Source organism: Deinococcus aquiradiocola (assembly GCF_014646915.1).
In the GTDB taxonomy this organism is placed as follows: domain Bacteria; phylum Deinococcota; class Deinococci; order Deinococcales; family Deinococcaceae; genus Deinococcus; species Deinococcus aquiradiocola.
This window is the reverse complement of record NZ_BMOE01000015.1, coordinates 1-22,883: the sequence shown is the minus strand read 5'-3', so window position 1 is coordinate 22,883 and position 22,883 is coordinate 1. Positions and strand designations below refer to the sequence as shown.

The following is a 22,883-nucleotide window of genomic DNA, read 5'->3' as shown; positions in this document are numbered from 1 at the left end:
TCCCGTCCGCGTCATTATCCCGGTGGGCCGGACGGTATTGGTGTGTGGTGTACACCATTGCGAAAATATCCATCAGTGTGGGACTCCGGCGGCCCGTGGGCGCGGCCCTGTCCAGACACGCGCTCAGGGGCGCGCCGCAGGTCGGTCCGGCCCGCTCCTGCACGGCCCCCAGGGGAGCTGCCGGGCGGGACATTTGACCTCCGGACAGGCCCCCTTTATGCTGGCAGGTAACCTCTGCCGTTTGGGGAAGCGGACAGAGGCTGACCACGAATCCCGCCCGCAGGGGCAGGCGACGTGGCCGGAAGGGCCGCCCAGCATCATGCTGCAGCACTACGCCGCTGAATCGACATCGGGAAGGACACAACTGGGGGGGAAGGCTTGGAAACCTTGAAGGTATCGGGGAAGTCGCGGCCGAACGCGGTGGCGGGGGCCATCGCGGCGCTGCTCAGGTCGCAGGGCGAGGTGGAGGTGCAGGCCATCGGGCCAGCCGCCGTCAACCAGGCCGTGAAGGCCATCGCCATCGCGCGCGGGTACATCATTCCGGAGAACCTGGACATGCATGTCCAGCCCGCCTTCGTGAAGCTCGACATCGAGAACGAGGAACGCACCGCCGTGCGCTTCGCGGTCAAGGGCTACAAGCTCAGCTGAACGCCTGCGCCGGAACCGGCGCGCACGGAACGGGTCGGGAGCCGAGCGTGGCCCCGACCCACGTTTTTCCAACCGCTCACCCGGTACACTGCCCGCACATGACTCCACAGCTGCCCCTGCCGGACCTGCAGGGGGCCTTCCGCACGCGCGGCTACGTCGCGTCCGGGCCCCTGGCCACCGCCCTCACGCTGGTCACGGCGCTCGGCCGCCCCCTGCTGCTGGAAGGACCGGCCGGCGTCGGCAAGACCGAGGCCGCCAAGACGCTCGCCCTGGCGCTCGGTACGCGCCTCATCCGCCTGCAGTGCTACGAGGGCCTCGACGCGCAGAGCGCCCTGTACGAGTGGAACTACCCCCGCCAGCTGCTGCGCCTGCGCCTCGGGGAGACGCAGGGCCACGCGCACGAGGCCGACCTGTACGGCCCGGACTTCCTGCTGCGCCGCCCCCTGCTGGACGCCATCATGCAGGACGCGGCCCCCGTCCTCCTGATCGACGAGGTGGACCGCGCCGACGACGCCTTCGAAGCGTTCCTGCTCGAACTGCTCGCCGAGTGGCAGATCACGATCCCCGAACTCGGCACGGTGCAGGCCGTCACGCGCCCCCACGTCATCCTGACGAGCAACCGCGCGCGCGAACTCAGCGACGCCCTGCGCCGCCGCTGCCTGTACCTGTGGGTGGACTACCCCAGCCCAGAGGACGAACTGGACATCATCCGCGCGCGCCTCCCGCACATTCGCGAGGACCTCGCCCGGCAGGTGGGCGCCGCCGTGCAGTACCTGCGCGCCCTGCCGCTCTCAAAGGCGCCCGGCGTGGCCGAAACGCTCGACTGGGCCGAGGCGCTCACCGTGCTGCACCAGGACGCCCTCACGCCCGACGTGGTGCGCGACACGCTCGGCTGCGTCCTGAAGCTCCGCGAGGACCAGCAGCTCGTGAGCCTGAACGTGCAGGCGCTCGTGGGGGCCGCCATGCGGGGCATGTGATGCGCCGTGCGAGTGTAAGCGCCCCCCTACACCCCGCTCACCGCGCCGCGCCGACCGTCTGCTGGAATACCCCGCATGGAACCCCTGCAGATCCTCTCCGTGCTGGGCGCCGTGCAGGTGCTCGCCGCGTACATCGCCAACCAGGCGGGCCGCATGAAGAGCGGCAGCCGCGCGTACTCCGCCCTGAACGCCGTGGGCAGCGGCCTGCTCGCCTACGTCGCGGTGCGCGAGGTGAACTACGGCTTCATCCTGCTGGAAGGCGTGTGGGCGCTCGTGAGCCTGTATGCCCTGCTGCGCCCCGGACGCGCCCCCGCCCACTGATCCGGATTCCGGTCGAATCCCGCGGGGTGTGCGGGCTCAGTCCGGACGGAACGGGAAGGAAGCGTGTGACGGCAGCCCGGCGGGAGGCGCGTGCCTGACCTGAGCGCCAGCATGAGCGAGTTCGTGCGGACCCTGCGCGCCCTCGGCCTGAAGGTCGGGCCGGGCGAGACCGCCGACGCCCTGCGCGCCATGACGCTCCTCGACACCCTCGACCCCGTCCAGATGCAGGACGCCCTGCGCGCCCTGCTCACCGCTCACCGCCACGAGGCCCCCATCTTCGACGAGGCCTTCCGCGACCACTTCCTGCGGCGCGGCGCGGGCGACGCCGACCTGCAACCGCTCGGCGTGCAGAAACCCGGCACGCAGCCGCCCGGCCCCCCCGAGGAACGCGGCCAGGACGCGGACCCCCGGGACGGCGACGGCAGCGGAGAGCAGACCCCCGTGCGCCGCCAGCAGCCCGGCAGCGCCGACAGCCAGGACGACCAGGACGCCGGACGGCAGCTGCGCAGCCAGCTCAGCCCGCACGCCGCGCGGCAGGACGCGGACGAGGGCCACGCGGGCAACCTCGACGACCTGCTCGCCGCCGCGACCGCCCTCGTGCGCGAGGTGCAGCTCGGCCGCAGTCGCCGCTGGACGCCCCGCCCCACCGGCACGCGCTTCGACTTCCGGCGCACGCTGCGCGCCTCGCTCCGCACCGGCGGCGACCCCGCCCACCCCCGCTACCAGGGGCACCCGCGCCGAAGCCCCCGTTTCCTGATCGTGCTGGACGGCAGCCGCAGCATGGCCCCGCACGCCACGCTGCTCCTGCGCTACGCGGCCGCCCTGATGCTCCGCACACGCCGCGTCGAGGTGTACAGCTTCTCGACCGGCCTGACGCGCCTCACGCCCACCCTGCGGCACTCGCTCACGCGCGGCACCCTCTGGACCGTGCGCCTCCCCGACCTCGGCGAAGGCTGGGGCGGCGGCACCCGCATCGGCGACAACCTCCTGAAACTCACGCGGGACGAACGCGCGCACCTCACGCCCGACACCATTACCCTCATCCTCAGCGACGGCCTCGACACCGGCGAACCGCAGGTCCTCACACGCGCCGTACGCGAACTCGCCCGGCAGAGCGGCCGCCTCGTGTGGCTCAACCCGCTCGCCGGGATTCCCGGCTACCTGCCGGTCGCGCGCGGCATGGCCGCCGCCCTCCCTTACCTCGACGTGTTCGCGCCCGCCGACGACGCGCAGGCGCTCGCCGCCCTGCCCGCCCGCCTGCGCCGCGCCCGCCACTGAACTGCGCCCGCCACTGAACTGCACCCGCCACTGATCCGGTGCCGAACTGAACTCCGGGTGTTCAGCCGAGGACCGGATCAGGCCATGCCGTGCAGGCTGCGGAACTCCTCCAGCGCGTACCGGTCCGTCATGCCCGCCAGGTGATCGCACACCGTGCGCTCCAGACCGTCCTGCGCGAGCCGCGCCTGCGCGCCCGGCGGGAGCATGCCGGGACGCTTCAGGTACGCGCGCCACAGCCCGTGCAGGCAGTGCTCCGCCTGCGACACCTGCCGCAGCACGACCGGGTGGTGGTACAGGCGGCTGCGCAGGAACTGCCCGAGTTCCTTCAGGCCGCTGCTCATCGCGTCACTGAACCCCATCAGGCTGGACGGCTGAGCCGCCACGTCCGCCAGCGACGCCACGCCCGCCGCCACGATGCGCGCGTGACTGGCCGCCACGAGGTCCGAGATCAGCCAGCCGAGCAGTTCCCGCTGCAGGGTCCGGCGGTCCTTCTCGGTCAGGGCCGTCTCGTTCAGGTTCAGTCGCGCGAGCAGGTGCTCCCACAGCGGCAGGCCGCGCAGGTCGTGCGGCCCGATCAGGCCGCTGCGCAGCCCGTCGTCGAGGTCGTGCGCGCTGTACGCCAGGCCGTCCGCGACGTTCACCAGCTGCGCTTCGAGGCTGTGCTGCCCCGACGCCAGCTGACTGTGCTTCGCGAGGCCGTCCAGCGTCTCCCGCGTGAGGTTCAGGCCCGGGAATTCCGGGTAGCGGTCCTCCAGCTGCGTCACGATCCTCAGCGTGTGCCCGTTGTGGTCGAAGCCGCCGTGACCGTCCATCAGGCCGTTCAGGATCGCTTCGCCCGCGTGCCCGAACGGCGGGTGGCCCAGGTCGTGCGCGAGCGCGATCGTCTCGGACAGCGTCTCGTTCAGGCCCAGCGCGAGCGCCACGGAACGCGCCACCTGCGCGACCTCCAGCGTGTGCGTGAGCCGCGTGCGGTAATGGTCGCCCTGCGAGTTCAGGAACACCTGCGTCTTGTACTCCAGCCGCCGGAAGGCCGCCGTGTGCAGCACCCGGTCGCGGTCCTTCTGAAAGGCGGTCCGGGTGGCCGACTCCGGCTCCGGGTGCAGGCGGCCCCGGCTGGCGCGGCTGAGCGTGGCGTACGGGGCCAGCGTCTGCGCCTCACGCGCCTCCAACTGTATGCGGTCAACGAGCATGAGACGAGTGTAGAACAGTTCGCCTGCCCCGCTCCCGGCGGCAGGCCGCGCCGCACGGCGACACGACGCGTGCCGCCCGGACGTTCTCGCGGGCGGCACGGCAGGGGAGAGGCGAGACACGCCCTCCGGTCAGATCGTTCGGTTCAGATGCTGAGCGTCCTGGCGCAGCGGTACAGGTCGCGGCTCACGTCCTTGCGTTTCTCCCAGGTGTCGGCGAGCGGCGTGAAGGTCATGCCGCCGTTGCCGCGCCCGACCATCACGTCGCTCTTGCCGTCCATCAGGGCCAGCACGGCGGCCTCGCCGAGCCGTGACGCGAGCACGCGGTCGCTGCTGACGGGGCTCCCGCCGCGCTGGATGTGCCCCAGGATGGTGAGCCGCGTGTCGAGGCCCGTCTGCGCTTCGATGGCGGCGGTGACGGCCGCCCCGCCGCCCGGGTAGCCTTCCGCGACGATCAGGATGCTGCTGGCCTTGCCTTTGGAGGCGCTCAGGCGCACGACTTCCGCGATGTGCTCGTCGGGCTTCTCGTCTTCCGGCAGGAACACTTCCTCGGCGCCGCCCGCGACGGCCACGTCGAGCGCGATGTGGCCCGCGTGCCGTCCCATGACTTCCACCACGAAGATGCGTTCGTGGCTGGCGGCCGTGTCGCGCAGTTTGTCCACGGCGTCCAGGGCCGTCTCGACGGCCGTGAAGTACCCGATGGTGTGGTCCGTGCCGTACAGGTCGTTGTCGATGGTGCCGGGCACGCCGACCACGGGGATGCCGTGCTCCTGCTGCAGGTAGTGCGCGCCGTGGAAGCTGCCGTCCCCGCCGATCACGATGAGGCCCTGCACGCCCCACGCCTTGAGGTGGTTCGCGCCGAGCGTGCGGCCTTCCGGGGAGCGCCACGTGTGCGAGCGGGCGGTGAGCAGGATGGTGCCGCCCCGCTGGATGATGTTGGCGACGTCGCGGGGTCCCAGGAGGCGCATGTCGCCTTCGTGCAGTCCCTGGAAGCCGCGTCTCACGCCGACGACCTCGATGCCGTGGAAGGTCGCGGCGCGCACCACGGCGCGGATCGCGGCGTTCATGCCGGGCGCGTCGCCGCCGCTCGTGAGGACCGCGATGCGTTTCAGTCCGGCCGTGTTGGTGGGAGTGCTTCCATCCGGGCCGGGCAGCGTGGAGAGGTCGGCGACGGGTTCGGGGTTCGCGGTCTGGTCAGGCTGAGAATCGGTGTGGGTCATGCGGCTCCCCGCTGGACCGTGTCGTGCCAGCGCGGGTCACGCGCCGTCCCCGTGGGGGGCGGCGTGATCCTGGACGGCTCGCAGGGCCAGCTCATAAGCGTCATTCTTACGCAAACCCCTTCCCTGTAACAACTCCCGGATGTCGCGCACGCTGCCGCCCCCTGCCGCCAGGGCCGCCGCGACCTCCGCGTGGCCCGCGTCCGCGGGGTCCTGCACCTGCGCCGGAGCGCCCTGCAGCGCGATCACGATCTCGCCCTTCACGCCGTCCGCGAAGCGCGCGGCCAGACTAGGCAGGGTGCCGCGCACCGTCTCCTCGAACCGTTTGCTGAGTTCCCGCGTGACGCTCGCCCGCCGCTCCGGGCCGCACAGTTCCGCCAGTTCCTCCAGCGTGGCGTGCAGCCGGTGGGGACTCTCGTAGATGAGGGTCGTCTCGGGGCGCCCCGCGACCGCCTGCAGCCGCTCGCGCCGCTCCCGCCCACCGCGCGGCAGGAAGCCCTCGAAGGTGAAGCGCCCGCCGTCCAGGCCGGACAGCACCAGCGCCGGGACGAACGCCGTCGGGCCCGGCAGCACCTCCGCCTTCCCGCCCAGTTCCAGCGCCAGTGCCAGCAGTTCCGCGCCGGGGTCCGAGATGCCGGGCGTGCCCGCGTCGGACACGTACGCCAGCCTGGGGTACTGCTCCAGCACGCCCGGCGCGCGCTTCATGGTGTGCGCGTCCAGCCGCACCAGTGGCCGCGAGATGCCCAGGTGCGTGAGCAGCTGCCCGCTGCGTCGCGTGTCCTCGCACGCGACGGCGTCCGCGCCGCGCAGCACCTCGATGGCGCGCAGCGTGATGTCGCCCAGGTTCCCGACCGGTGTCGGCACCAGCCACACGTGAATGGGTGAGGCGTCCAGTGTCACGCGCGCTCCCGCCGGGAGCCGATTCGGTCCGCGCGCACCTAGACGGGCTCCGGCTGCGGGCGTTCCGCCACCAGACCCGTCGTCGGCTTGAGCCGCACCCGGACCTTCCGCTGGCCCCGGAAGGCGCTGCTGATGGTGGCACGCAGCAGTTCGGCCTCCCCGACCGTGACGGTCACCACCGTTCCCTCCGGGAGCCGGGCACCGTCCTGCAACACCACCACGCCGTCCTCAATGATTCCCCTGTAGGCCCGCATACCTTATTCTACCCGCCCCTTTTCTGTCTGCGCTCTGCCTGCAGCAGCTGTTCGCGCAGCGACACGATTTCCGATTCGCGCGCGCCGCCCAGCCTCGCGTACCGGTCGATCACCTCGGCCGCCTCCCGGCGCCGCCCCAGCCGCAGCAGCAGCGTCGCGAGGTGCTCGCCGCCCAGGAAGTACGCGCGCGGATTCTGGGGGTCCGCGCCCACCTGCGCGCGCGCCAGGTCCAGCTGCTCGGCCGCGCGCCGGTGCCGTCCCACCTGACTGCGGATCACCAGGGTGGCCGTCACGAACATCACGAGCGTGCCGAGCGTCGTGTTCACCAGCGACCTGGGCACGTCGTACCACAGCCCCACCTTCACCGCCAGCGGGAAGAAGAACGTCAGGATCACCACCACCGCCAGACTGGCCGCGTAATTCATACCTTGCCCACGCCCGCACGTTCCCGGAACATCGGCACAGTGTAGCCCGAGCGCGGGCACGCACGCTGCAGCGCGGGACGTGGCCGTCCGGCACGGGCGGGCGTGCTCTATGCTGGCCGGTATGCGGCTTCACCTGATCACCGTCGGCGAGCCGAGGCTGGCGTACGCCCGCACCGGCTGGGACGAGTACGCCCTCCGCCTGCGCCACTACCACAAGCTGCAGGTGACGCGCGTGCCGGGCAGTACGCCCGCGAAGGAAAGCCAGGCGATCCTGAAGGCGGCGGGCCGCGCGCCCCTCATCGCGCTCGACCCGCGCGGACGGCAGTGGACGAGCGAGGCGCTCAGCGCCTTCATTGACGCGCAGGGCTTGGGCGGCACCGGCGAACTCGCCTTCGCGATCGGTGGGCCGGACGGGCACACCGACGAACTGCGCGCCGCCGCGCACACCCTCTGGTCGCTGGGCAGCCTGACGCTCCCGCACGACCTGGCGATGGTGGTGCTCGTCGAGGCGCTGTACCGGGCGGGCACCATCAGCCGCGGCGAGCCGTACCACCGCTGACCCGCCGCCCGGCCGGGACGGGGCGGAGTATGCTGCGGCATGACCCACACTCCCGGCGGCACGACACCCCCAGGTTCGGTGTCCGATCAGGCGATGCTCTACGGCCGCGCGTACACCGCGCCCGGCGTGATCGTGAGTTACGACGCGGCCCGCTGCATTCACGCGCGCGTGTGCGTGCAGGGCCTCCCGCAGGTGTTCGACGTGTCGGCCCGCCCGTGGATTCAGCCGCAGCACGCGCCCGCCCTTGAGGTGCAGGCCGTGGTGCACCGCTGCCCGAGCGGCGCGCTGCACGTCCTGCTGGACGGCGCCGCCCCGGAACAGCCGGACGTGCCGACCCGCATCACGCCGTACCCGGACGGGCCGCTCGGCATTCGCGGCGACCTGCGGATCGTGACGCCCGCCGGAGAGGTGCAGGACGTGCGCGCCACCCTCTGCCGCTGCGGGCAGAGCAGCAACAAGCCGTACTGCGACGGCACGCACACCAGGGTCGGCTGGAAGGAATGAGGAGAGGAGGGCCGCTCACTGCGGGCGGCCCTCCCCGTGTGCTGCCTCGCGTCCGTCAGCGGCGGCGGGCGGCGGGGGCAGGCAGGTGCTGCTGGTCTGGGATGAGCAGCACCCGCAGCGCCGTGTTGCCGTTCGGGCCCCACAGCGTGTTCAGCGACTGACGGATGTACGAGTTGTACAGCGGGTAGTAGACCGGGCCGGGCAGCGTGTCGCTCGGGTAGCGGCGCACGTCCCCGACCGTCTGGATGGGGAAGTTCAGGGCGAGCGTGCCGACCAGCACCGCGCCCAGAGCGAAGCCGCCCAGCCCGCCCGCCAGCAGGTGCCAGGTCTCGGTGAGCGGTTCGCGGATGAGTCGGCGGGCGGCCAGCACGGCCCCCACGCCCAGCAGCAGGGCCGCGACGAGGCCCACGAGGCCGTTCGGGGCGAGCAGGTTCACGAGGAAGCACGCGGCGACCCCCAGCACGCCCCACACGGCTCCGCCCAGGCCGCGCCGGGCGCCCAGTGCGGTCACGGCCGCCCACAGGCTCACGAGCAGCGCGTCGAAGACGGTAATGTTCATGAGGAAAGTCTAACAGGCCCGGTCTGACACGACCCTTGCATGCGCCCGCCCGCCGGACGGCAACCTGACGGACACTCGCCGCCCCGCGCAGGCACTACACTGCCCGCATGATTCGTGTGCTGCTCGCCGACGACCACGCCCTGTTCCGGCAGGGCCTACGAAGCCTGCTGGAATCGGAAGGGATGCGCGTGATCGGCGAGGCCGCCAACGGCCGCGAAGCGATCCGGTACGCGGCCGACACCCACCCCGACGTGATCCTGATGGACATCCAGATGCCGGAACTCGACGGCGTGAAGGCCACGCAGAGCATCCTGGAGATCGACCCGCAGGCCAAGGTCATCATGATCACCATGTACCGCCAGGACCGTTACGTGTTCGAGGCCGTGAAGGCCGGAGCGCGCGGGTACATCCTGAAGGACGCGGACGCCGCCACGCTCCTCGACGCCATCGGGCGCGTCGCGGGCGGCGAGGCGCTCCTCGACCCGGAAATGGCGCAGAACGTCCTCGACGACTTCCGCGACAAGCGCGAGGTGCTGCCCAGCGAGAAGCACGCCGACCTGAACGAACGCGAGACGACCATCCTGAAGCTGCTCGCGCAGGGTTTCTCGAACCAGGACATCGCCATGCGGCTCGACATCTCCGAGAAGACGGTCCGCAACCGCCTGTCCGAGATCTTCAACAAGCTCCAGCTCAACAACCGCACGCAGGCGGCCCTGTACGCCCTGCGCGAAGGCATCGCGAACCTTGAGCAGTCGTAAGGCCCGCCCGGCGCCCGGCGTCCAGACGTACCGCGCGGGCTGCGAGCGCACCTGGGACCTCGCGTCCGGGGAAGCGGACCTCGCGTACACCGATCAGGCGTTCCCGGAGTGCCCGACCTGCCCGCACCGCGTGGAGCCGGAGGGCGCCGTCCCGTTCTGCACCCTGAGGCCGGTCGCGGCCCCGCACCCCTTCGCGGGCCTGGCGGGCCTCCTCCCGGACCTGGAATGATGGGCGGGGTGCAGCGCGCCCTGACCTCTCAGGGCTTCGCGGGCCGCGTGGCAGTGGTGGTACAGGACGCCCGGACGGGGGAGACGCTGCACGCCGAACGTCCGGACGAGGCGCTGCCTGCCGCCAGCATCGTGAAGGTCGCGCTGCTCGTGCGGGGCCTGCTGGCCGCGCAGGAGGGCGAGGTGCCGCTCGCGGAGCGCGTGCCGCTGCGCGCCGAGGACCGCGTGCCGGGCAGCGGCGTGCTGCACGAACTCTCGCCGGGCCTGACGCCCACCTGGGAGGACCTGCTGACCCTGATGGTGATCGTGAGCGACAACACCGCCACGAACCTCGTCATCTCCCGGCTGGGCCTGGAGCGGGTGCAGGCGTGGCTGGCACAGACCCTGCCGGACACGCGGCTGGTGGGCCGCCTGCAGCTTCCGCCGGAGCTGCGCAACGACGCGCAGCGGCGCGGGGAACGCAACACCACCACCGCCCGCGACACTGCGGCGCTCCTGACGCGCCTGTACCGGCACGAACTGCTGGACGACGCGCACACCCGCCTCGCGCTGGACATCCTGGGCCGCCAGCAGTTCCGGGACATCCTGGCGCGCCACGTGCCGCGCGGCGTGGACGGCGAGCCGCTGTACCGGGTGCTGTCCAAGAGCGGCGAACTGACGGGCGTGCACCACGACGCGGGCCTGCTGCTGCTGCCCAGGCCGCTCAGCGTGGCGGTGCTGAGCGTGGACGGCAGCGACCCGCGCGAACATCCGGACAACCGGGACGTGACCTTGCTCGCCGCTACAATCTGGCCGCTGCTGCACGCCCTCGGAGGGCCGTTCGGGGGACATTCTTACTGACGCCGCCCGGCACACGGGATTACAGTGTGACGTGACGAATCAGACTGGCCAGAGCTGCGCCTTCCGGCTCGTCCGAATGTCCGGGTGGTTACCGGGCGGGTAAAACGCCTGCGGGCAGGTGTGGCAGGATTCTGGCACGCCGCCGGGGCATGGTACGCTGAACGCATCAGAAGGGCTGCACGCTTCGCCCGTCGCCGCCTTCGGTTCAAGTCAGCATTCGGGTGAGGCGCGCACCTGCCCAACGGGCCAGACCCGGGGGCAGCAGGCCAAACGAGAGGGGAAACGTGGAACGAAACGACGCAGTCATGCCAGCGGTGGCCATCGTGGTGGCCGCCTTCATGTGGATCATCTTGCTCTTCATGTTCAACACCGAGACCGCGCCGGAGCCGGTCGCGGTCGATCCGGCCCTGAGTGCCGTGATCGCCAAGGAGTGGCCCACCAGCGGCAAGGCGATCTACGAAGCGAACTGCGCGGGCTGCCACGGCGCGGCCGGTCAGGGCGGCGTGGGCCCCAAACTCGCGGCCAACACCGCCATCACCGGCGACCACGCGCTCGTCGTGACCCGCATCCTGAAAGGCAAGGCGCCCATGCCCGCCTTCGGGATCGAGAACGGCGGCAAGCTCAAGGACAACGAGGTGTACGCCGTCGCCAACTACGTCCTGAACAGCTGGGGCAACAAGAGCGAGGACCTCGTCACGCCCGCCACGCTCGCCGAGGGCGCCGGCAAGGTCAGCCCCGAAGTCATCCGCGTACGATCGCGCTTCGTGCCCGAAGAGATCAAGCTGCCCGAGATCTTCCTCGTGACCTTCGTGATGCTGCTCCTCACGTACGGCATCATCGGCCTGTACAGCCACTGGGCGGAAGGCGCCGAACTGCGCCCCGGCATCCACAAGGTCCGCAGCACCCCCATGACCATCACCGCGATGATCGCTGCGATGGCCGGCGTGATCCTCTTCAGCGTGCTGTTCGTCCGCGAGATCCTCACCAGCATCGCCGGCATGAACGCCGCCACGCCCGTCGCCCCGCAGGTCACCGCCGAAGGCTTCTACGCCGCGATGGTCGTGCTGCTGATCGCGCTCGTGCTCGGCCTCTACAAGAAGTACTTCATGGACGGCGAGGTCGTCGTCGAGGACGCCAGCGGCGAATTCCCCTGGTAAACCCCCACCCGTGGCGGGCAAGGTGGCCCGCCACACCCGAACGCACCCCAGACAGCAAGGGAGGACCGCTGTGACCAAGTACGTACGTCAGGACCCCGAAATGACCCGCCGCAAGTTCATCAACGCGGCCATGGGCACCACCGTCGGCATCGGCGGCCTGAGCCTGCTCAGCATCGTCGGCGGCGTCAAGCCCGCCAACACCCTCACGCCCGAGAAGACGCTGCCCGCCAAGGGCGACGTGCTCGTGTACGCCGACCCCGCCAAAAACAACGCGCCCGTCGCGCTCGCCGACATCAAGGAAGGGCAGGTCGTGTTCGCCTTCCCGAAAGGCAAGGTCAACGGCACCGACGTCGTCAAGAGCGGCATCGCGCGCAACCAGCTCATCATCGCCAAGTTCCCCGAAGCGCAGCTCAAGGCGCCCACCGACATCAAGGGCACCGACCAGGGCATCGTGGTGTACTCCCGCCAGTGCATGCACCTCGGCTGCGCCGTCGAAGTGAAGGCCTACCCCTCCAAGGGCCTGAAGGAAGCGGCCGTCTGCCCCTGCCACGGCGGTGTGTACGACATGACGCAAGGTGGCCGAGTGGCCGACGGTCCGCCCCCGGCGGGCCTCCCCCAGTTGCCGATCAAGGTCGTCGGTGGGCAGGTCGTCGTGCAGGACTTCTTCCAGTCCCTGCCGTACGACATCACCGAAGCCGAGTTCGAGACGCAGAAGAAGGAGCTTGAGAAAGCATGAACCAGTGGCTCGACGAACGTCTGAACATCTCGCGCCTGAACGACAAGTTCCTGCGCAAGGCCTTCCCGGTGCATCACACCTACTTCCTGGGTGAGATCACGCTGTTCTCGCTGATCGTGCTGCTCCTCACCGGCGTGTTCCTGGCGCTGTCGTACGAGCCGAGCACCCGCATGGTCCCCAGCTTCCTCGACAAGACCCAGATGGTGCCCGCCGCGTACAGCAGCATCCTGCGCATCAACTGGATGCCGTTCGGCGACATGCTGCGCCGCATCCACCACTGGTCCGCGAACCTGATGGTCGCCGCCAGCATCCTGCACATGATGCGCATCTACTTCACGGGCAGCTTCAAGAAGCCCCGCGAGATCAACTGGTGGATCGGCATGCTGCTGCTGGTCTTCACGATCATCACCGCCGTGACCGGCTACAGCCTCCCCTACGACAACTTCGCCAAGACGACGCTCGGCGTGGTCGTCGGCATCGTGCAGAGCGTCCCCTGGGTCGGCGACTGGCTCGCGCAGGCGGCCTTCGGCGGCAAGTTCGCGCTCGACAACGCCTACATGATCCCCCGCGTGTACGGCTACCACATCATGCTGCTGCCCGCCATCCTGCTCGGCCTGACCGGCGCGCACATGCTGATCATGATCAAGCAGAAGCACACGCAGCCGCAGTACGCCAAGCGCATCGCCTACAAGAAGATCGTCGGCGTGCCGCTCAGCACCCAGCAGACCCCCATCGCGCTCATGCTCGCCTTCCTGATGGCCGGCATCGTGATCCTGTTCGCCGCGTTCATCCCCGTGCACCCGGTCGAAGTGTTCGGCCCGGCGTCCGACAACCCCGTCGCGAACATCAAGCCCGACTGGTACCTGCTGTGGATCTTCGGCGTGCTCGAAATGATCCCCGCCAGCGCCAAGTTCACGCTGTTCGGCGGTGAGATCGGGCCGGAATTCATCGGCGGTATCGTGATCGCCACCCTCACCCTGCTCGTCATGCTGGCCGTCCCGGTCTTCGACAAGAGCAAGGACAACCTGTACTACAGCGAGAACCCCACCGACCACCCCAAGCGTCTCGCTGGCGGCATCGCCTTCTTCACGCTGCTGATCGTCTGGAGCGTCGCCGGGTACAAGAACGACTTCCAGTGGCCCGTCGCGCCCTTCTGGATCATGACCTTCGTCGGGCCGCTCGTGGCGTACTTCGTGACGATCGCCATCGTGCGCGGCATCAAGGCCTTCAAGGCCGCCGACGAGCGCGACGTGTCGCACGCCGCCGCCGCCGACGACTGAACGCCACACCCATTACTCCCGCAGGGCAGCTCCGGCTGCCCTGTTTCGTTGTGCCGGACCGGACCGCGCCCGGCCGGGGTGTGGCAGACTGGACAGCATGACGAGCGACGCGGCCCTGGACGTCTGGCTGGCCCGGCAGGCCCGCCTGTATGCCCTTGACGCCACGACCGTCGAAGACGCCGACCCGGACGTGCTGCGTGCCTACTGCCGGGACGTGCTGCAGGAACTCGCGGCGCGCGGCTTGCTGCCTGGCCCGCACGAGATCGGCTGCCACGCCGCGCCGCGCGACCACCGCAACTGATCCTGATCCCGGTCGAACCCTGCACACGTTCAATCCGGGTGGGACGAGCACGAAGCGCCGGGCATCCGCACGAACTTCCTGCCCCTTCACTTTGTTGCCGGGCCACCCTTCATCACGCCTTCACGCGCTAACATGCGCGGTTGAGACGCGACACTGCTCAGGGCACCTGAGCGGCGCGTGCTGAGGGCGGCCCCCGAACTCGCGGCGACGCCCAGCAACACCACAGGGAGAACGGCATGACACAGCAACTGACGCCGCAGGAACATGCGGGCGCGGACATCAAGAAGGTCGGATTCATCAGCCTGGGCTGCCCCAAGGCCCTGGTGGACAGCGAACGCATCCTCACCCAGCTGCGCGCCGAGGGCTACCAGGTGGCCGACAGCTACGAGGACGCCGACACCGTCATCGTGAACACCTGCGGCTTCATCACGCCCGCCGTGGAGGAATCCCTCAGCGCCATCGGAGAGGCGCTCGACGCGACGGGCCGCGTCATCGTGACCGGCTGCCTCGGCGAGCGGCCCGAAACGATCCGCGCCCGCCACCCCAAGGTCGCCGCCATCACCGGCAGCGAAGCCGTGGACGACGTGATGGCCGCCGTGCACGAACTGCTCCCGCGCGACGAGAACCCCTTCACGGCCCTCATTCCCGGCCTGGGCGACACCGCGCAGGTCAAGCTCACGCCCCGCCACTACGCGTACCTGAAGATCGCGGAAGGCTGCAACCACCGCTGCGCCTTCTGCATCATCCCGAAACTGCGCGGCCTGCAGGTGTCCCGCGATGCGGGCAGCGTCCTGTACGAGGCGTTCCGGCTCGTGGCGGGCGGCACGCGCGAACTCATGGTGATCTCGCAGGACACCTCCGCGTACGGCGTGGACATCCGGCACCGCGACTCCGAATTCCAGGAGCGCCAGGTGGCCGCGCACCTCACCGACCTCGCCCGTGAACTCGGCGAGCTGGGCGTGTGGGTCCGCATGCACTACGTGTACCCGTACCCGCACGTCGACCGGGTCGTGGAACTCATGCGGGACGGCAAGATCCTCCCGTACCTGGACGTGCCGCTGCAGCACGCGTCGCCGCGCATCCTGAAGCTCATGCGTCGCCCCGGCGCGGGCAAGCAGCTCGACACCATCCGCCGCTGGCGCGAGATCTGCCCGGACCTCACCATCCGCAGCACCTTCATCGTCGGCTTCCCCGGCGAGACCGAAACCGAATTCCAGGAACTGCTGGACTTCCTGGAGGCCGCGCAGCTCGACCGCGTGGGTGCTTTCACGTACAGCGACGTGCCCGAAGCGGACGCGAACGCCCTGGACGGCGCCGTGCCGGAGGACGTGAAGCAGGAACGCCTCGCGCGCTTCATGGAGGTCGCGCAGCGCATCAGCACCGAACGCCTCGCCCGCAAGGTGGGCCGCACCGTGCAGGTCATCATCGACGAGTACAACGACGACGAGGACGACACCGTGCCCGGCACGCGCCTCATCGGCCGGACCGCCGGTGATGCCCCCGGCATCGACGGGCAGGTGTACCTGTACGCCGCGGACTTCGCCGGGAAGGTCAAGATCGGGGACCGCGTGCAGGCCATCATCGAGGACAGCGACGAGTACGACCTGTTCGGCGAGGTCGTCGCGCTCGACCCCTGGCAGACGCGCGTCCCGCAGCTCGGGCACTTCAGCCACCACTGATACGGTTTTGAGCTGAACTTTGGAAGTTCAGCCGAGCGAAGCAAGCACCAACAAGTACGGTTTTGAGGAGGTGGAAGCGGGCAGGCGTCCTCTCCTGCGGAGCTGTCCCAGTCATGGGCGCTGTTTTGCCCAAGAAGCGGGCAGGCGTCCTGTAGGGCGTCCGTTCTGCCCAAGAAGGGATGTCGGTGCTGTTTCCGGCATCCCTGGAACCGGATCAAAACCGTATGACCTGCCGGGACGGAGCGGGCGGGTGACGGCGCAGGCCTCACCTGCCCGCTCCCGTTTCCCTGATCTACACTCGGGGTATGCGCCTTCCCTCCCTGCTGGCCCTGCTGGGCCTCACCGCCCTGCTGTCCGCCCAAGCCCAGACCACTGGCCCGGACGGTGACGCGGACGCCGCGGCCCGGCGCGCCCTGTACGCGCAGTGCGGCGCGGTGGAAGCCACGGCCCTCCCGCAGGGCGTGACGGTCGGCGTGTACCGCGGCACGCTCGGCACGCAGCGCGTCACGCTGGAACTCACGCGCGGCGGGGGAGAGCAGCTGAGCGAGCACCCGGACCGCTACAGTTACGACCGGTATGGGCTGGACATCGCCCTCACGCGCGGACGCCCCACCAACCGCACGGCCGTGTACGCGCTGGCGGCGGTGGAGGCCGTGTTCACCGGGGACGGGCAGGTGGCGCGCGGCTGTCTGGACCTCTCGGCGGACGGCACGGGCCTGCGTGGGCAGTGGCGCAGCCCGGACGGCCGCACGCGCCTGCCCGTCACCCTGAACCGCGTGGACGCGGCGCGCGTGCCGCTCGCGCTGCCGTCCTCGCCGGGCCTGCTGAACCTCCGTTCCGGCGACCCGTACACCTTCCTGAAACTCGACCGGCCGTGGCAGAAGGTGACGGGCGGCCTGAAGGAACCCCTGACGGGCGTCACGTACCCGCGCGTCCAGGGCGGAAGTGCCGCGCTGAACGCCGCGCTGCAGGACCTGCAGCTGAAGCTCGTCACGTCGGCCTTCGACTGCCGCGGCGGGTACGGCACGAACCTGCAGAACGGCACGGACTTCACGGGCAGCGGGACGCTGTCGTGGCAGAGCGCGTCGCTGGTGTCGCTGCACGAGGACGCGCAGTACTTCTGTGGCGGCGCGCACCCGGACGCCTACACGAGCGGCGTGACGCTCTCCGCCCGCACCGGCAGGCCCGTCGCGCTCGCCGCGCAGCCCGGCGCGGTCTGGCCCGCCCTGAACGCCCCGAAACTCCAGGCGCTGTACCTCGCCGCGTACCCCTCCGGCGGGGACACCGCCGACTGCCGCGACCTGCTCGCGTCCGCCGAGGGCCGCGCGGGCGACCCCCTCCCGTACGAGCTGTACCTCACGCGGGCCGGGCTGGCCGTGTGGCCGAACTTCCTGCCGCACGTCGCGCTCGTCTGCGCCGAGGTCGTCACCGTGCCGTACGCGAAGCTCCGCGCCCTCGCGAACCCCGCCGGAGCGTCCTTCCGTGACCTGTACCCGCGCTGAATGCTGCTGTCCGTCGACTGGGACGCGTGGAGCGGCTGCGCGGAGTACGTGTTCGACGCGCCCATCTGGGGCACGCCGGACCGTGAGCACGACCGCGTTCGCCGCTGGCAGGAGCGCGCCGAGCGGCGCGGCGGTCCCGGTGCGGGCTGGGACGCGCTGCAGGACGACTACCCGCTGTACCCCGGCTGGGAGGCCCTGCGCGCGTACGCGGGCGTCCCGGCCTTCGTGACGCTCAGTCACGCGCAGGCGCGCGAGTGGCTGCACCTGTACCCGGGCCGCGACGTCCTGAACGTCGACAGTCACCACGACCTGTACAGCAGCAGTGGCGACCCCGCCCGCTGGCGGCCCGGCAACTGGGCGGGCCTCGCGCTGCACGCCGACCTGATCGGGACGTACACGGCCCGCTACCCCGAATGGCACGAGGGGCTGCTCGTCACGGAAGGGCACGACCTGGACCGCACGCGCGCCGAGGTGCATGCCGCCCTGCCCGCCCCCCTGCACGACCGCGTCCGGCTGGAGCGCCGCCCCGACCTGCCGCCCGCCCGTGACGTGGAAGCGGTCCTGCTGGTGCAGAGCCCCTCGTGGAGCAGCCCCGCGCACGACCGGTCCTTTCTGGACCTCGCGCGCACCCTGAACGCCGCCCCGCTCGGCACGCCGCCCATCGACCGCAGCGCCCGCCCCTGACCCGCCGGGCTGTCCGGCGACCACCGGGCCGGGCCGCCCGCCCGCCGGTGCGCTTCGCCCTGCTGGGGGGGGTGTAGAAAAACGGATATCTCACACCCGCCCCCTGCGTTACCATGGGCCGAGCATGTCCACGCCCTACCACATCGGCTTCTACGCGCTGGTCCAGCATCACGGCACCTACCTGGTGGTCCGGCAGGCGACGTCCACGCTGCCGAGCGGCCCCTACGGCCTGCCGGGCGCCGCGCTGGTCGGCGAGGTGGGCGGCGGCGTCGCCGAACTGCACCTGCGCCGCAAACTCCTCTCCCAGATGGGCCTGTCCGTCGGGGAACTCGTGCTGGTGGGGAGCCACACCCTGCGCCTCACGGACGGCGGCGTCGTCCTGAACCTCATCTTCGGCACGACGTACAACTCCGGCGTCCCCAACCCGCAGGCGGGCATCATTCAGGCCATGAACTGGATCAGCCTCGACGAACTCGCCGCCGGGGGAGACGCGCCCGACTGGCTCATGACCGCCATCCGCACGTACCAGGAGCAGATGGCCGCCCGCGCCAGCACGCAGCAGCAGGGGCGCGGCATCCTCCGCTGGGGCCGCTGACCCCCGCCGGGAAGAGCGGCGTCACACTGACGGGACGGGGCCGGGAATGCTACCCTGGAACCTCGATCGCCCGTGACCTGTCCTGTCGCGGCGCTGGAGGCACCATGAACGCACCCACCGGCCCTCAGCCGGTCCGGACTGCCGCGTCCCACGACACGGCCCGCTACGTCTTGACCGCCCTGTACGTCCTGAGCATCCTGCTCGCCAACCTGACCCTCAACCGCTTCATCGCGCTGCCGCTGTACGGGCAGCTGAGCGTCGGCACGATCTTCTTCGCGGCCGTGTTCACGCTCCGCGACCGCATCCACCGCCACGGCCTGCGCGCCGTGTACGTCGCCATCGCGCTCGCGCTGCTGGTAAATACCCTCGCCGCGTACTTCACCGGCACGCCGTGGCGCTTCATCGGCGCGTCGTTCCTGGCGGTCCTGGTGGGGGAACTCGCGGACACCGGCGTGTACCAGCGGCTCCTGCACCGCTCGTGGTGGGTGCGCGTGCTGAGCAGCAACGCCGTCAGCGTGCCGCTCGACAGCGTGGTATTCACGCTCCTCGCGTTCCTGGGCGACATGAGCTGGAACATGATCTTCCAGATCATCTTCGCGGACATCGTCGTCAAGTACCTCATCGCGGCCCTGCTGGCCTTCCGGATGCGCGGCCACGACCGCATCGTCCCGACCGCCGTGCATGACTGACCCCGCCGCCCACCCCGGCCACGGCGCGGCCCGGCCTGCCCTGAAGGTCATCGCGAACCCGTACCCGCAGCTGCGGACGTGGCAGGAACACCTGCTGGACGTGCCGGAACTCTGCCCGTACAGCCACAACCCCGGCCCCGGCAGCACCCTGAGCATCACGTACACCGCCGGAGCGTGGTTCCTGGAACTGTTCGCGCTGGACGCGTACCTGCCGGGCTTCGTGGCGCACAGCGTCGTCCGGGACAACGAACTGCTCGCGCAGACGGTCGCGCTGGAAGCGGCCGCCGTGCTGCGCGTGCCGGTGGACGTGGAACTGAACTTCGCCGTGGCGGGCCTGCGGCAACGCCAGCGGGTGCGCGTCCACGCGGAACCGGCCGACCTGCCGTAGGACACGCCGGGAACACACAGGGGCGCCAGCGGTCATCCGGCCGCGGCGCCCCTGCGTTCGTTCCGGCCTGACCTGCCTACGCGGCGCGGGCCTCGCGCAGCAGTTCCGACAGGCGCGACAGGCAGCGCGCGTACTTCTTCGCGAAGGCCCCGTGCCGGTACGTCTCGTCGAACAGCGACTCCAGCGGCGCGCCCGTGAAGGCCGCGTGCCCGCCCAGGTCATACACCTTGTCCACGAAATGCACGAAGCGCAGCGCGTCGTTCTGGCTCGGCATGGGCGTCAGGCCACGCAGCCCCACCGCCTCCACGCCCTCCAGCAGCTGCCCGAAGCGGGCAGGGTGCACGCTGAGCAGCACGCCCTGCAGCGCCGGGTACGGCAGTTCCGCGAGCGTCCCCGCCTCCTGACGGGCACGCCACGCGCCGTACTCGGCGTCCGTGAGGTTCTGCTCGGGCGTGCTGCCACGCTGCCGGTAGTCGGGGCCGTCCAGGCGCAGGTTCCGGAATCGTCCCGCGATGGCCTGAATCTGCCGTTCGAAATCGCGGGCATTGAAGCGCCCCTCGCCGAGCCGTCCGGGTTCGGTGTTGGACGTCGCGATGACGTTCAGGCCGCCCGGCATCAGCTCGCCCAGGAAGGTGTTCGCCATGTGCGTGTTGCCGGGGTCGTCCAGCTCGAACTCGTCCACGCACAGCAGGTTCACGCCGCGCATGGCGTCCAGCGCGCGCGGCATGCCGAGCGCGCCGATCAGGTACATCAGGTCCTGGAAGCTCATGAACGCCGCGCTCAGGCCGCGCCCACTCGCCGCATGGTACGCGGAGGCGAGCAGGTGCGTCTTGCCGACCCCGAAGCCCCCGTCGAGGTACACGCCCCGGCCCTCGGCAGGCACGGCACGCCGTCCGAAGAGGCGCTTCAGGCCGCTCGGCGCGTCCGGCGCGACCTGCAGGCCCTCCACGAAGTCCCGCAGCGTCACCTGCGCTTCCGCCTGTGGCGGGTACTCGGGGTTCGGGAGGTAACTGCCGAACCTCACGTCTCGGAAGCGGCGTCCGGGCGTGAGGGCCGACATCAGGCTGCCCGGATCGAGTTCCGGGTGGCGGGCGGTCAGGTCGATGCCGGGCGCGGCGGACGTGACCGTCACTCGCGGTCCGGGCGGGCGCTCACCGGTGCACCTCGAGTTCCACCTTGAAGTTCCCGCGCCGCGTCTCGTTCAGGACGCGTTTGAAATCGATGCGGCCCAGGCCCTCGGCGGACAGGCTGTCCCCCTCCCGGATGTCGCTGCTCGCCCGTGCGGGCTGACCGTTGAGGCGCACCTTGCCCGCCTCGACACCCTGCTGGAAGTACGCGCGGCTCACGCCGAAGCCCTTGGCGCCCACCACGTCGGCCCGCATGCTCGGCACGACCACCTCGCGCGTCTTGCTGCCCTTCCCGGCGGCCGCGCCGATCTCCTCAACGTCCACCTCGCGGCCCGCGAGGGTCGTCACGTCCGCGAGCGCCTTGACGGCCCTGCCGGTCGCGGCGATCAGGAACGCGCCGCGCTCCTCGCGCACCTCGCCGAGCGTCTCTTCCGGCAGGTTCAGGGACCGCAGGGCCACGGCGAAGTCCTGCGCGTCCCACCCGGCCGTCTGCGGCAGCACGCGGAACACGGTGACGCCCGCGTCCACGTCCGGGATGTGCGCGGGGTAGAGGGTCAGGACGACGCGGCGCGCGTCCGGGTACCCTCCGGCGATGTGGTGGCGGACCTCGTCGTCCTGCAGCTGACGACGGTCGAGGGTTTCGGCGTCGACGAACGCGGTCCGCACGACCCGGCCACCTCTGGCCTGCGCGACCAGGGTGGGTAACTTGGGGGCAGCGGGTTTGCTCATGCGTCCAGAATACCGTCCCGTCCGCCCGGAGAAGGTCGGTCCCGTCGCAGTGCTCTACACGGGCGCGCGGCGACATGGGAAGGCCGGGCCGCCCAGCAGGAGGGCGGCCCGGCCTTCCCATGTCGCGGTCAGCGAATGTAGAAGAAGGTCTCCTGCACGTCACGGTCGGCGGGCGAGTAGCCCTGCACGTACGCGCTCGTCGCGTCGTTCCAGCGGTTCTGGTCGTAACTGCCCTGGAAGTACAGGTCCGTGCCCGGCTGAGCGCGCGTGAACAGGGCACGCACGCGCTGCAGCCCGCGCGGCGGCGCGACACTGAAGCTGCCCGCACCGTCCTGAGCGCGCGGGAACACCGTCGTCCCGGCGTTCACGTACGCGCTGCGCACGATGACGTTGCTGTTCCCGTTCGGGTCGAGGCTCACGAGCGTCACGTACCCGGCGGTCCGCGTGGTCAGCTGGAAGCGGATGGTGCTGCCGACCGCGTAGGTGGCGCCCTCGCCACGGTCCGGCTGCAGGGCCGTGATCAGGTTCGACCCGGAGGAGCTGAGCGCCAGGTTGGGGCGCACGGAGACGGTGCAGGCGCTCAGCCCGAGGGCGAGACTTCCGATCAGGAGTGCAGTACGCATGCCCACACAATAGCCTCAGGCATCTGACGCAAACCTGAACCGCGCTCCCTGCCGTCTTGCGCCGCCTCCCATCCCGCACCCATGAGTGCCCCCGTTCCCCCGGCACGCGGGCGTGAAATGGTACGCCCGGCGCCACAGTCCGGCACGACGGGAGGTAGCATGACCCATGCGTCCAGCGCCCGTCTCAGCTCCGCATCGCCGACGACTTCCCGGCCTGCTGCTCGGTCTGACCCTCACCCTGGGCGGAGCGTCCGGCGCGAGCCTGCAGCCCACGCCCGCCAAGACCGCGCAGGCCCAGGCGCAGCAGCAGCAGGGCACGCTCGCGCCCGGCACGTACGCTGCCAGCACCTTCTTCGAGGACGTCAAGGCCGGGAAGGTCACGGGCCTCACCCTGCAGGGCGACGGGAGCGCCAACGTCACCCTGCAGGACGGCCAGCACCGCTTCGTGGTCCTCCCGCCCGACGCGCAGACGCTCACGTCCCTGCGCGCGGCGGGCGTTCCCGTGCGCGTCATCGGGAGTGGCAGCACCTTCGACTGGCTGAACTCCGTGCTGCCCCTCATCCTGGCGGGCCTCATCCTGGCCGTCCTGTGGCGCAGCATGCGCGGCGCGCAGCAGGGCGGCGGCGCCGCCCAGTTCGGGCGGAGCAAGGCGACAGTGCACTCGGAAGGGCAGGTGAAGGTCAGCTTCGCGGACGTCGCCGGCGCCGACGAAGCCAAAGCCGACCTCGTCGAAGTCGT

Annotated in this window: 29 protein-coding genes and 1 pseudogene; 20 read left to right on the top strand and 10 right to left on the bottom strand. The window is 70.6% G+C overall.

From position 1 onward, the window contains the following. The first annotated feature begins 378 nt into the window (after nt 1–378). The 4 genes from IEY33_RS16295 (at nt 379) to IEY33_RS16280 (ending at nt 3,224) form a co-directional block, all read left to right on the top strand. Nucleotides 379–648: a stage V sporulation protein S gene (locus IEY33_RS16295; RefSeq protein ID WP_188964350.1), complete on the top strand. Its 270-nt coding sequence runs from the start codon at nt 379–381 to the stop codon at nt 646–648. 98 nt (nt 649–746) lie between these two features. Then, nucleotides 747–1,625, top strand: coding sequence for an AAA family ATPase (locus IEY33_RS16290; protein ID WP_188964349.1), 879 nt, complete (start codon nt 747–749; stop codon nt 1,623–1,625). Nucleotides 1,626–1,700: 75 nt separating this feature from the next. Further along, on the top strand, nt 1,701–1,946 hold the full coding sequence (locus tag IEY33_RS16285; protein ID WP_188964348.1) for a CBU_0592 family membrane protein: 246 nt from the start codon (nt 1,701–1,703) through the stop codon (nt 1,944–1,946). 90 nt (nt 1,947–2,036) lie between these two features. After that, nucleotides 2,037–3,224 carry a vWA domain-containing protein gene (locus IEY33_RS16280; RefSeq protein ID WP_229671089.1) on the top strand — a complete coding sequence of 396 codons (1,188 nt, stop codon included), beginning with the start codon at nt 2,037–2,039 and terminating at the stop codon, nt 3,222–3,224. 77 nt (nt 3,225–3,301) lie between these two features. Here IEY33_RS16280 and IEY33_RS16275 read toward each other — a convergent pair whose 3' ends face one another. The 5 genes from IEY33_RS16275 to IEY33_RS16255 form a co-directional block, all read right to left on the bottom strand. Then, the gene (locus IEY33_RS16275) at nt 3,302–4,414 is read right to left on the bottom strand and encodes a deoxyguanosinetriphosphate triphosphohydrolase (protein WP_188964347.1); all 1,113 of its coding nucleotides are present in this window, start codon (nt 4,412–4,414) and stop codon (nt 3,302–3,304) included. A 143-nt stretch (nt 4,415–4,557) separates the two neighbouring features. Further along, nucleotides 4,558–5,523, bottom strand: coding sequence for a 6-phosphofructokinase (gene pfkA, locus IEY33_RS16270; protein WP_373288129.1), 966 nt, complete (start codon nt 5,521–5,523; stop codon nt 4,558–4,560). A 144-nt stretch (nt 5,524–5,667) separates the two neighbouring features. Further along, a complete protein-coding gene (gene rsmI / locus IEY33_RS16265) occupies nt 5,668–6,528 on the bottom strand; it encodes a 16S rRNA (cytidine(1402)-2'-O)-methyltransferase (RefSeq protein ID WP_188964345.1) in 861 nt (286 codons plus the stop codon). Between the two features lie 38 nt (nt 6,529–6,566). After that, on the bottom strand, nt 6,567–6,782 hold the full coding sequence (locus tag IEY33_RS16260; RefSeq protein ID WP_188964344.1) for a hypothetical protein: 216 nt from the start codon (nt 6,780–6,782) through the stop codon (nt 6,567–6,569). Between the two features lie 8 nt (nt 6,783–6,790). Then, entirely contained in the window at nt 6,791–7,207 is a 417-nt protein-coding gene (locus IEY33_RS16255; protein WP_188964343.1) for a hypothetical protein, read from the bottom strand. Nucleotides 7,208–7,328: 121 nt separating this feature from the next. On the opposite strand from IEY33_RS16255, the gene IEY33_RS16250 reads away from it, so the two are divergent. Together IEY33_RS16250 and IEY33_RS16245 are read left to right on the top strand one after the other, a co-directional pair. Next, the gene (locus IEY33_RS16250; RefSeq protein WP_188964342.1) at nt 7,329–7,766 is read left to right on the top strand and encodes a 23S rRNA (pseudouridine(1915)-N(3))-methyltransferase RlmH; all 438 of its coding nucleotides are present in this window, start codon (nt 7,329–7,331) and stop codon (nt 7,764–7,766) included. 39 nt (nt 7,767–7,805) lie between these two features. After that, nucleotides 7,806–8,270 carry a (4Fe-4S)-binding protein gene (locus IEY33_RS16245; RefSeq protein WP_229671088.1) on the top strand — a complete coding sequence of 155 codons (465 nt, stop codon included), beginning with the start codon at nt 7,806–7,808 and terminating at the stop codon, nt 8,268–8,270. A gap of 55 nt (nt 8,271–8,325) precedes the next feature. On the opposite strand, the gene IEY33_RS16240 is transcribed toward IEY33_RS16245, so the two are convergent. Then, a complete protein-coding gene (locus tag IEY33_RS16240) occupies nt 8,326–8,829 on the bottom strand; it encodes a hypothetical protein (protein ID WP_188964341.1) in 504 nt (167 codons plus the stop codon). A gap of 107 nt (nt 8,830–8,936) precedes the next feature. Here IEY33_RS16240 and IEY33_RS16235 point away from each other — a divergent pair, with 107 nt between their 5' ends. The 3 genes from IEY33_RS16235 to IEY33_RS16225 are packed head-to-tail and all read left to right on the top strand — an operon-like array spanning nt 8,937 to nt 10,655. Beyond that, nucleotides 8,937–9,587 (top strand): response regulator transcription factor, encoded by a 651-nt coding sequence (locus IEY33_RS16235; RefSeq protein ID WP_188964340.1) that lies wholly within the window; start codon nt 8,937–8,939, stop codon nt 9,585–9,587. Then, nucleotides 9,574–9,816: a hypothetical protein gene (locus tag IEY33_RS16230; protein ID WP_188964339.1), complete on the top strand. Its 243-nt coding sequence runs from the start codon at nt 9,574–9,576 to the stop codon at nt 9,814–9,816. The genes IEY33_RS16235 and IEY33_RS16230 overlap by 14 nt, the downstream gene beginning before the upstream one ends. Continuing rightward, nucleotides 9,816–10,655 carry a serine hydrolase gene (locus IEY33_RS16225; protein WP_188964385.1) on the top strand — a complete coding sequence of 280 codons (840 nt, stop codon included), beginning with the start codon at nt 9,816–9,818 and terminating at the stop codon, nt 10,653–10,655. Before IEY33_RS16230 ends, IEY33_RS16225 begins: the two co-directional genes overlap by 1 nt. 205 nt (nt 10,656–10,860) lie before the next feature. On the opposite strand, the gene IEY33_RS19110 is transcribed toward IEY33_RS16225, so the two are convergent. After that, nucleotides 10,861–11,016: a hypothetical protein gene (locus IEY33_RS19110; protein WP_194517279.1), complete on the bottom strand. Its 156-nt coding sequence runs from the start codon at nt 11,014–11,016 to the stop codon at nt 10,861–10,863. On the opposite strand from IEY33_RS19110, the gene IEY33_RS16220 reads away from it, so the two are divergent. From IEY33_RS16220 to IEY33_RS16175, 10 genes are all read left to right on the top strand, one after another. Next, the gene (locus tag IEY33_RS16220; protein WP_373288123.1) at nt 11,015–11,812 is read left to right on the top strand and encodes a c-type cytochrome; all 798 of its coding nucleotides are present in this window, start codon (nt 11,015–11,017) and stop codon (nt 11,810–11,812) included. The genes IEY33_RS19110 and IEY33_RS16220 overlap by 2 nt on opposite strands. A 70-nt stretch (nt 11,813–11,882) precedes the next feature. Further along, the gene (locus IEY33_RS16215; protein WP_188964337.1) at nt 11,883–12,548 is read left to right on the top strand and encodes a QcrA and Rieske domain-containing protein; all 666 of its coding nucleotides are present in this window, start codon (nt 11,883–11,885) and stop codon (nt 12,546–12,548) included. After that, nucleotides 12,545–13,828, top strand: a complete 1,284-nt coding sequence (locus IEY33_RS16210; RefSeq protein ID WP_188964336.1) for a cytochrome b — start codon at nt 12,545–12,547, stop codon at nt 13,826–13,828. Before IEY33_RS16215 ends, IEY33_RS16210 begins: the two co-directional genes overlap by 4 nt. Nucleotides 13,829–13,925: 97 nt before the next feature. Beyond that, nucleotides 13,926–14,129 (top strand): hypothetical protein, encoded by a 204-nt coding sequence (locus tag IEY33_RS16205; RefSeq protein ID WP_188964335.1) that lies wholly within the window; start codon nt 13,926–13,928, stop codon nt 14,127–14,129. Between the two features lie 236 nt (nt 14,130–14,365). Continuing rightward, on the top strand, nt 14,366–15,808 hold the full coding sequence (rimO, locus tag IEY33_RS16200; protein WP_188964334.1) for a 30S ribosomal protein S12 methylthiotransferase RimO: 1,443 nt from the start codon (nt 14,366–14,368) through the stop codon (nt 15,806–15,808). Nucleotides 15,809–16,113: 305 nt separating this feature from the next. Continuing rightward, complete coding sequence (locus IEY33_RS16195; RefSeq protein WP_188964333.1) at nt 16,114–17,310, top strand: hypothetical protein; 1,197 nt, start codon at nt 16,114–16,116, stop codon at nt 17,308–17,310. Then, a complete protein-coding gene (locus IEY33_RS16190; RefSeq protein WP_188964332.1) occupies nt 17,311–17,994 on the top strand; it encodes an arginase in 684 nt (227 codons plus the stop codon). A 124-nt stretch (nt 17,995–18,118) separates the two neighbouring features. Then, the gene (locus tag IEY33_RS16185; protein WP_188964331.1) at nt 18,119–18,589 is read left to right on the top strand and encodes a hypothetical protein; all 471 of its coding nucleotides are present in this window, start codon (nt 18,119–18,121) and stop codon (nt 18,587–18,589) included. Nucleotides 18,590–18,693: 104 nt separating this feature from the next. Continuing rightward, entirely contained in the window at nt 18,694–19,278 is a 585-nt protein-coding gene (locus IEY33_RS16180; protein WP_188964330.1) for a VUT family protein, read from the top strand. Continuing rightward, a complete protein-coding gene (locus IEY33_RS16175) occupies nt 19,271–19,666 on the top strand; it encodes a hypothetical protein (protein WP_188964329.1) in 396 nt (131 codons plus the stop codon). Before IEY33_RS16180 ends, IEY33_RS16175 begins: the two co-directional genes overlap by 8 nt. Before the next feature lie 76 nt (nt 19,667–19,742). On the opposite strand, the gene zapE is transcribed toward IEY33_RS16175, so the two are convergent. The 3 genes from zapE to IEY33_RS16160 form a co-directional block, all read right to left on the bottom strand. Further along, nucleotides 19,743–20,726: a cell division protein ZapE gene (gene zapE / locus IEY33_RS16170; protein ID WP_188964384.1), complete on the bottom strand. Its 984-nt coding sequence runs from the start codon at nt 20,724–20,726 to the stop codon at nt 19,743–19,745. A gap of 91 nt (nt 20,727–20,817) precedes the next feature. Continuing rightward, a complete protein-coding gene (locus IEY33_RS16165; protein WP_188964328.1) occupies nt 20,818–21,522 on the bottom strand; it encodes a S4 domain-containing protein in 705 nt (234 codons plus the stop codon). Between the two features lie 128 nt (nt 21,523–21,650). Next, nucleotides 21,651–22,145 (bottom strand): DUF4384 domain-containing protein, encoded by a 495-nt coding sequence (locus IEY33_RS16160; protein WP_188964327.1) that lies wholly within the window; start codon nt 22,143–22,145, stop codon nt 21,651–21,653. A gap of 166 nt (nt 22,146–22,311) precedes the next feature. On the opposite strand from IEY33_RS16160, the pseudogene IEY33_RS16155 reads away from it, so the two are divergent. After that, a pseudogene (locus tag IEY33_RS16155) lies at nt 22,312–22,883 on the top strand (ATP-dependent zinc metalloprotease FtsH); the annotation flags it as partial.

Bases quoted from the DNA above. Each gene is read 5' to 3' on its own strand.
- IEY33_RS19110 (WP_194517279.1), bottom strand. From the start codon at position 11,016: ATGAAGAGCAAGATGATCCACATGAAGGCGGCCACCACGATGGCCACC.
- IEY33_RS16210 (WP_188964336.1), top strand. From the start codon at position 12,545: ATGAACCAGTGGCTCGACGAACGTCTGAACATCTCGCGCCTGAACGAC.
- IEY33_RS16255 (WP_188964343.1), bottom strand. From the start codon at position 7,207: ATGAATTACGCGGCCAGTCTGGCGGTGGTGGTGATCCTGACGTTCTTC.
- IEY33_RS16235 (WP_188964340.1), top strand. From the start codon at position 8,937: ATGATTCGTGTGCTGCTCGCCGACGACCACGCCCTGTTCCGGCAGGGC.
- IEY33_RS16220 (WP_373288123.1), top strand. From the start codon at position 11,015: ATGTTCAACACCGAGACCGCGCCGGAGCCGGTCGCGGTCGATCCGGCC.
- IEY33_RS16260 (WP_188964344.1), bottom strand. From the start codon at position 6,782: ATGCGGGCCTACAGGGGAATCATTGAGGACGGCGTGGTGGTGTTGCAG.
- IEY33_RS16160 (WP_188964327.1), bottom strand. From the start codon at position 22,145: ATGCGTACTGCACTCCTGATCGGAAGTCTCGCCCTCGGGCTGAGCGCC.
- IEY33_RS16190 (WP_188964332.1), top strand. From the start codon at position 17,311: ATGCTGCTGTCCGTCGACTGGGACGCGTGGAGCGGCTGCGCGGAGTAC.
- zapE (WP_188964384.1), bottom strand. From the start codon at position 20,726: ATGTCGGCCCTCACGCCCGGACGCCGCTTCCGAGACGTGAGGTTCGGC.
- IEY33_RS16195 (WP_188964333.1), top strand. From the start codon at position 16,114: ATGCGCCTTCCCTCCCTGCTGGCCCTGCTGGGCCTCACCGCCCTGCTG.
- IEY33_RS16205 (WP_188964335.1), top strand. From the start codon at position 13,926: ATGACGAGCGACGCGGCCCTGGACGTCTGGCTGGCCCGGCAGGCCCGC.
- IEY33_RS16225 (WP_188964385.1), top strand. From the start codon at position 9,816: ATGGGCGGGGTGCAGCGCGCCCTGACCTCTCAGGGCTTCGCGGGCCGC.
- IEY33_RS16175 (WP_188964329.1), top strand. From the start codon at position 19,271: ATGACTGACCCCGCCGCCCACCCCGGCCACGGCGCGGCCCGGCCTGCC.
- IEY33_RS16165 (WP_188964328.1), bottom strand. From the start codon at position 21,522: ATGAGCAAACCCGCTGCCCCCAAGTTACCCACCCTGGTCGCGCAGGCC.
- IEY33_RS16275 (WP_188964347.1), bottom strand. From the start codon at position 4,414: ATGCTCGTTGACCGCATACAGTTGGAGGCGCGTGAGGCGCAGACGCTG.
- IEY33_RS16180 (WP_188964330.1), top strand. From the start codon at position 18,694: ATGAACGCACCCACCGGCCCTCAGCCGGTCCGGACTGCCGCGTCCCAC.
- IEY33_RS16290 (WP_188964349.1), top strand. From the start codon at position 747: ATGACTCCACAGCTGCCCCTGCCGGACCTGCAGGGGGCCTTCCGCACG.
- IEY33_RS16245 (WP_229671088.1), top strand. From the start codon at position 7,806: ATGACCCACACTCCCGGCGGCACGACACCCCCAGGTTCGGTGTCCGAT.
- IEY33_RS16285 (WP_188964348.1), top strand. From the start codon at position 1,701: ATGGAACCCCTGCAGATCCTCTCCGTGCTGGGCGCCGTGCAGGTGCTC.
- IEY33_RS16240 (WP_188964341.1), bottom strand. From the start codon at position 8,829: ATGAACATTACCGTCTTCGACGCGCTGCTCGTGAGCCTGTGGGCGGCC.
- IEY33_RS16185 (WP_188964331.1), top strand. From the start codon at position 18,119: ATGTCCACGCCCTACCACATCGGCTTCTACGCGCTGGTCCAGCATCAC.
- rimO (WP_188964334.1), top strand. From the start codon at position 14,366: ATGACACAGCAACTGACGCCGCAGGAACATGCGGGCGCGGACATCAAG.
- IEY33_RS16250 (WP_188964342.1), top strand. From the start codon at position 7,329: ATGCGGCTTCACCTGATCACCGTCGGCGAGCCGAGGCTGGCGTACGCC.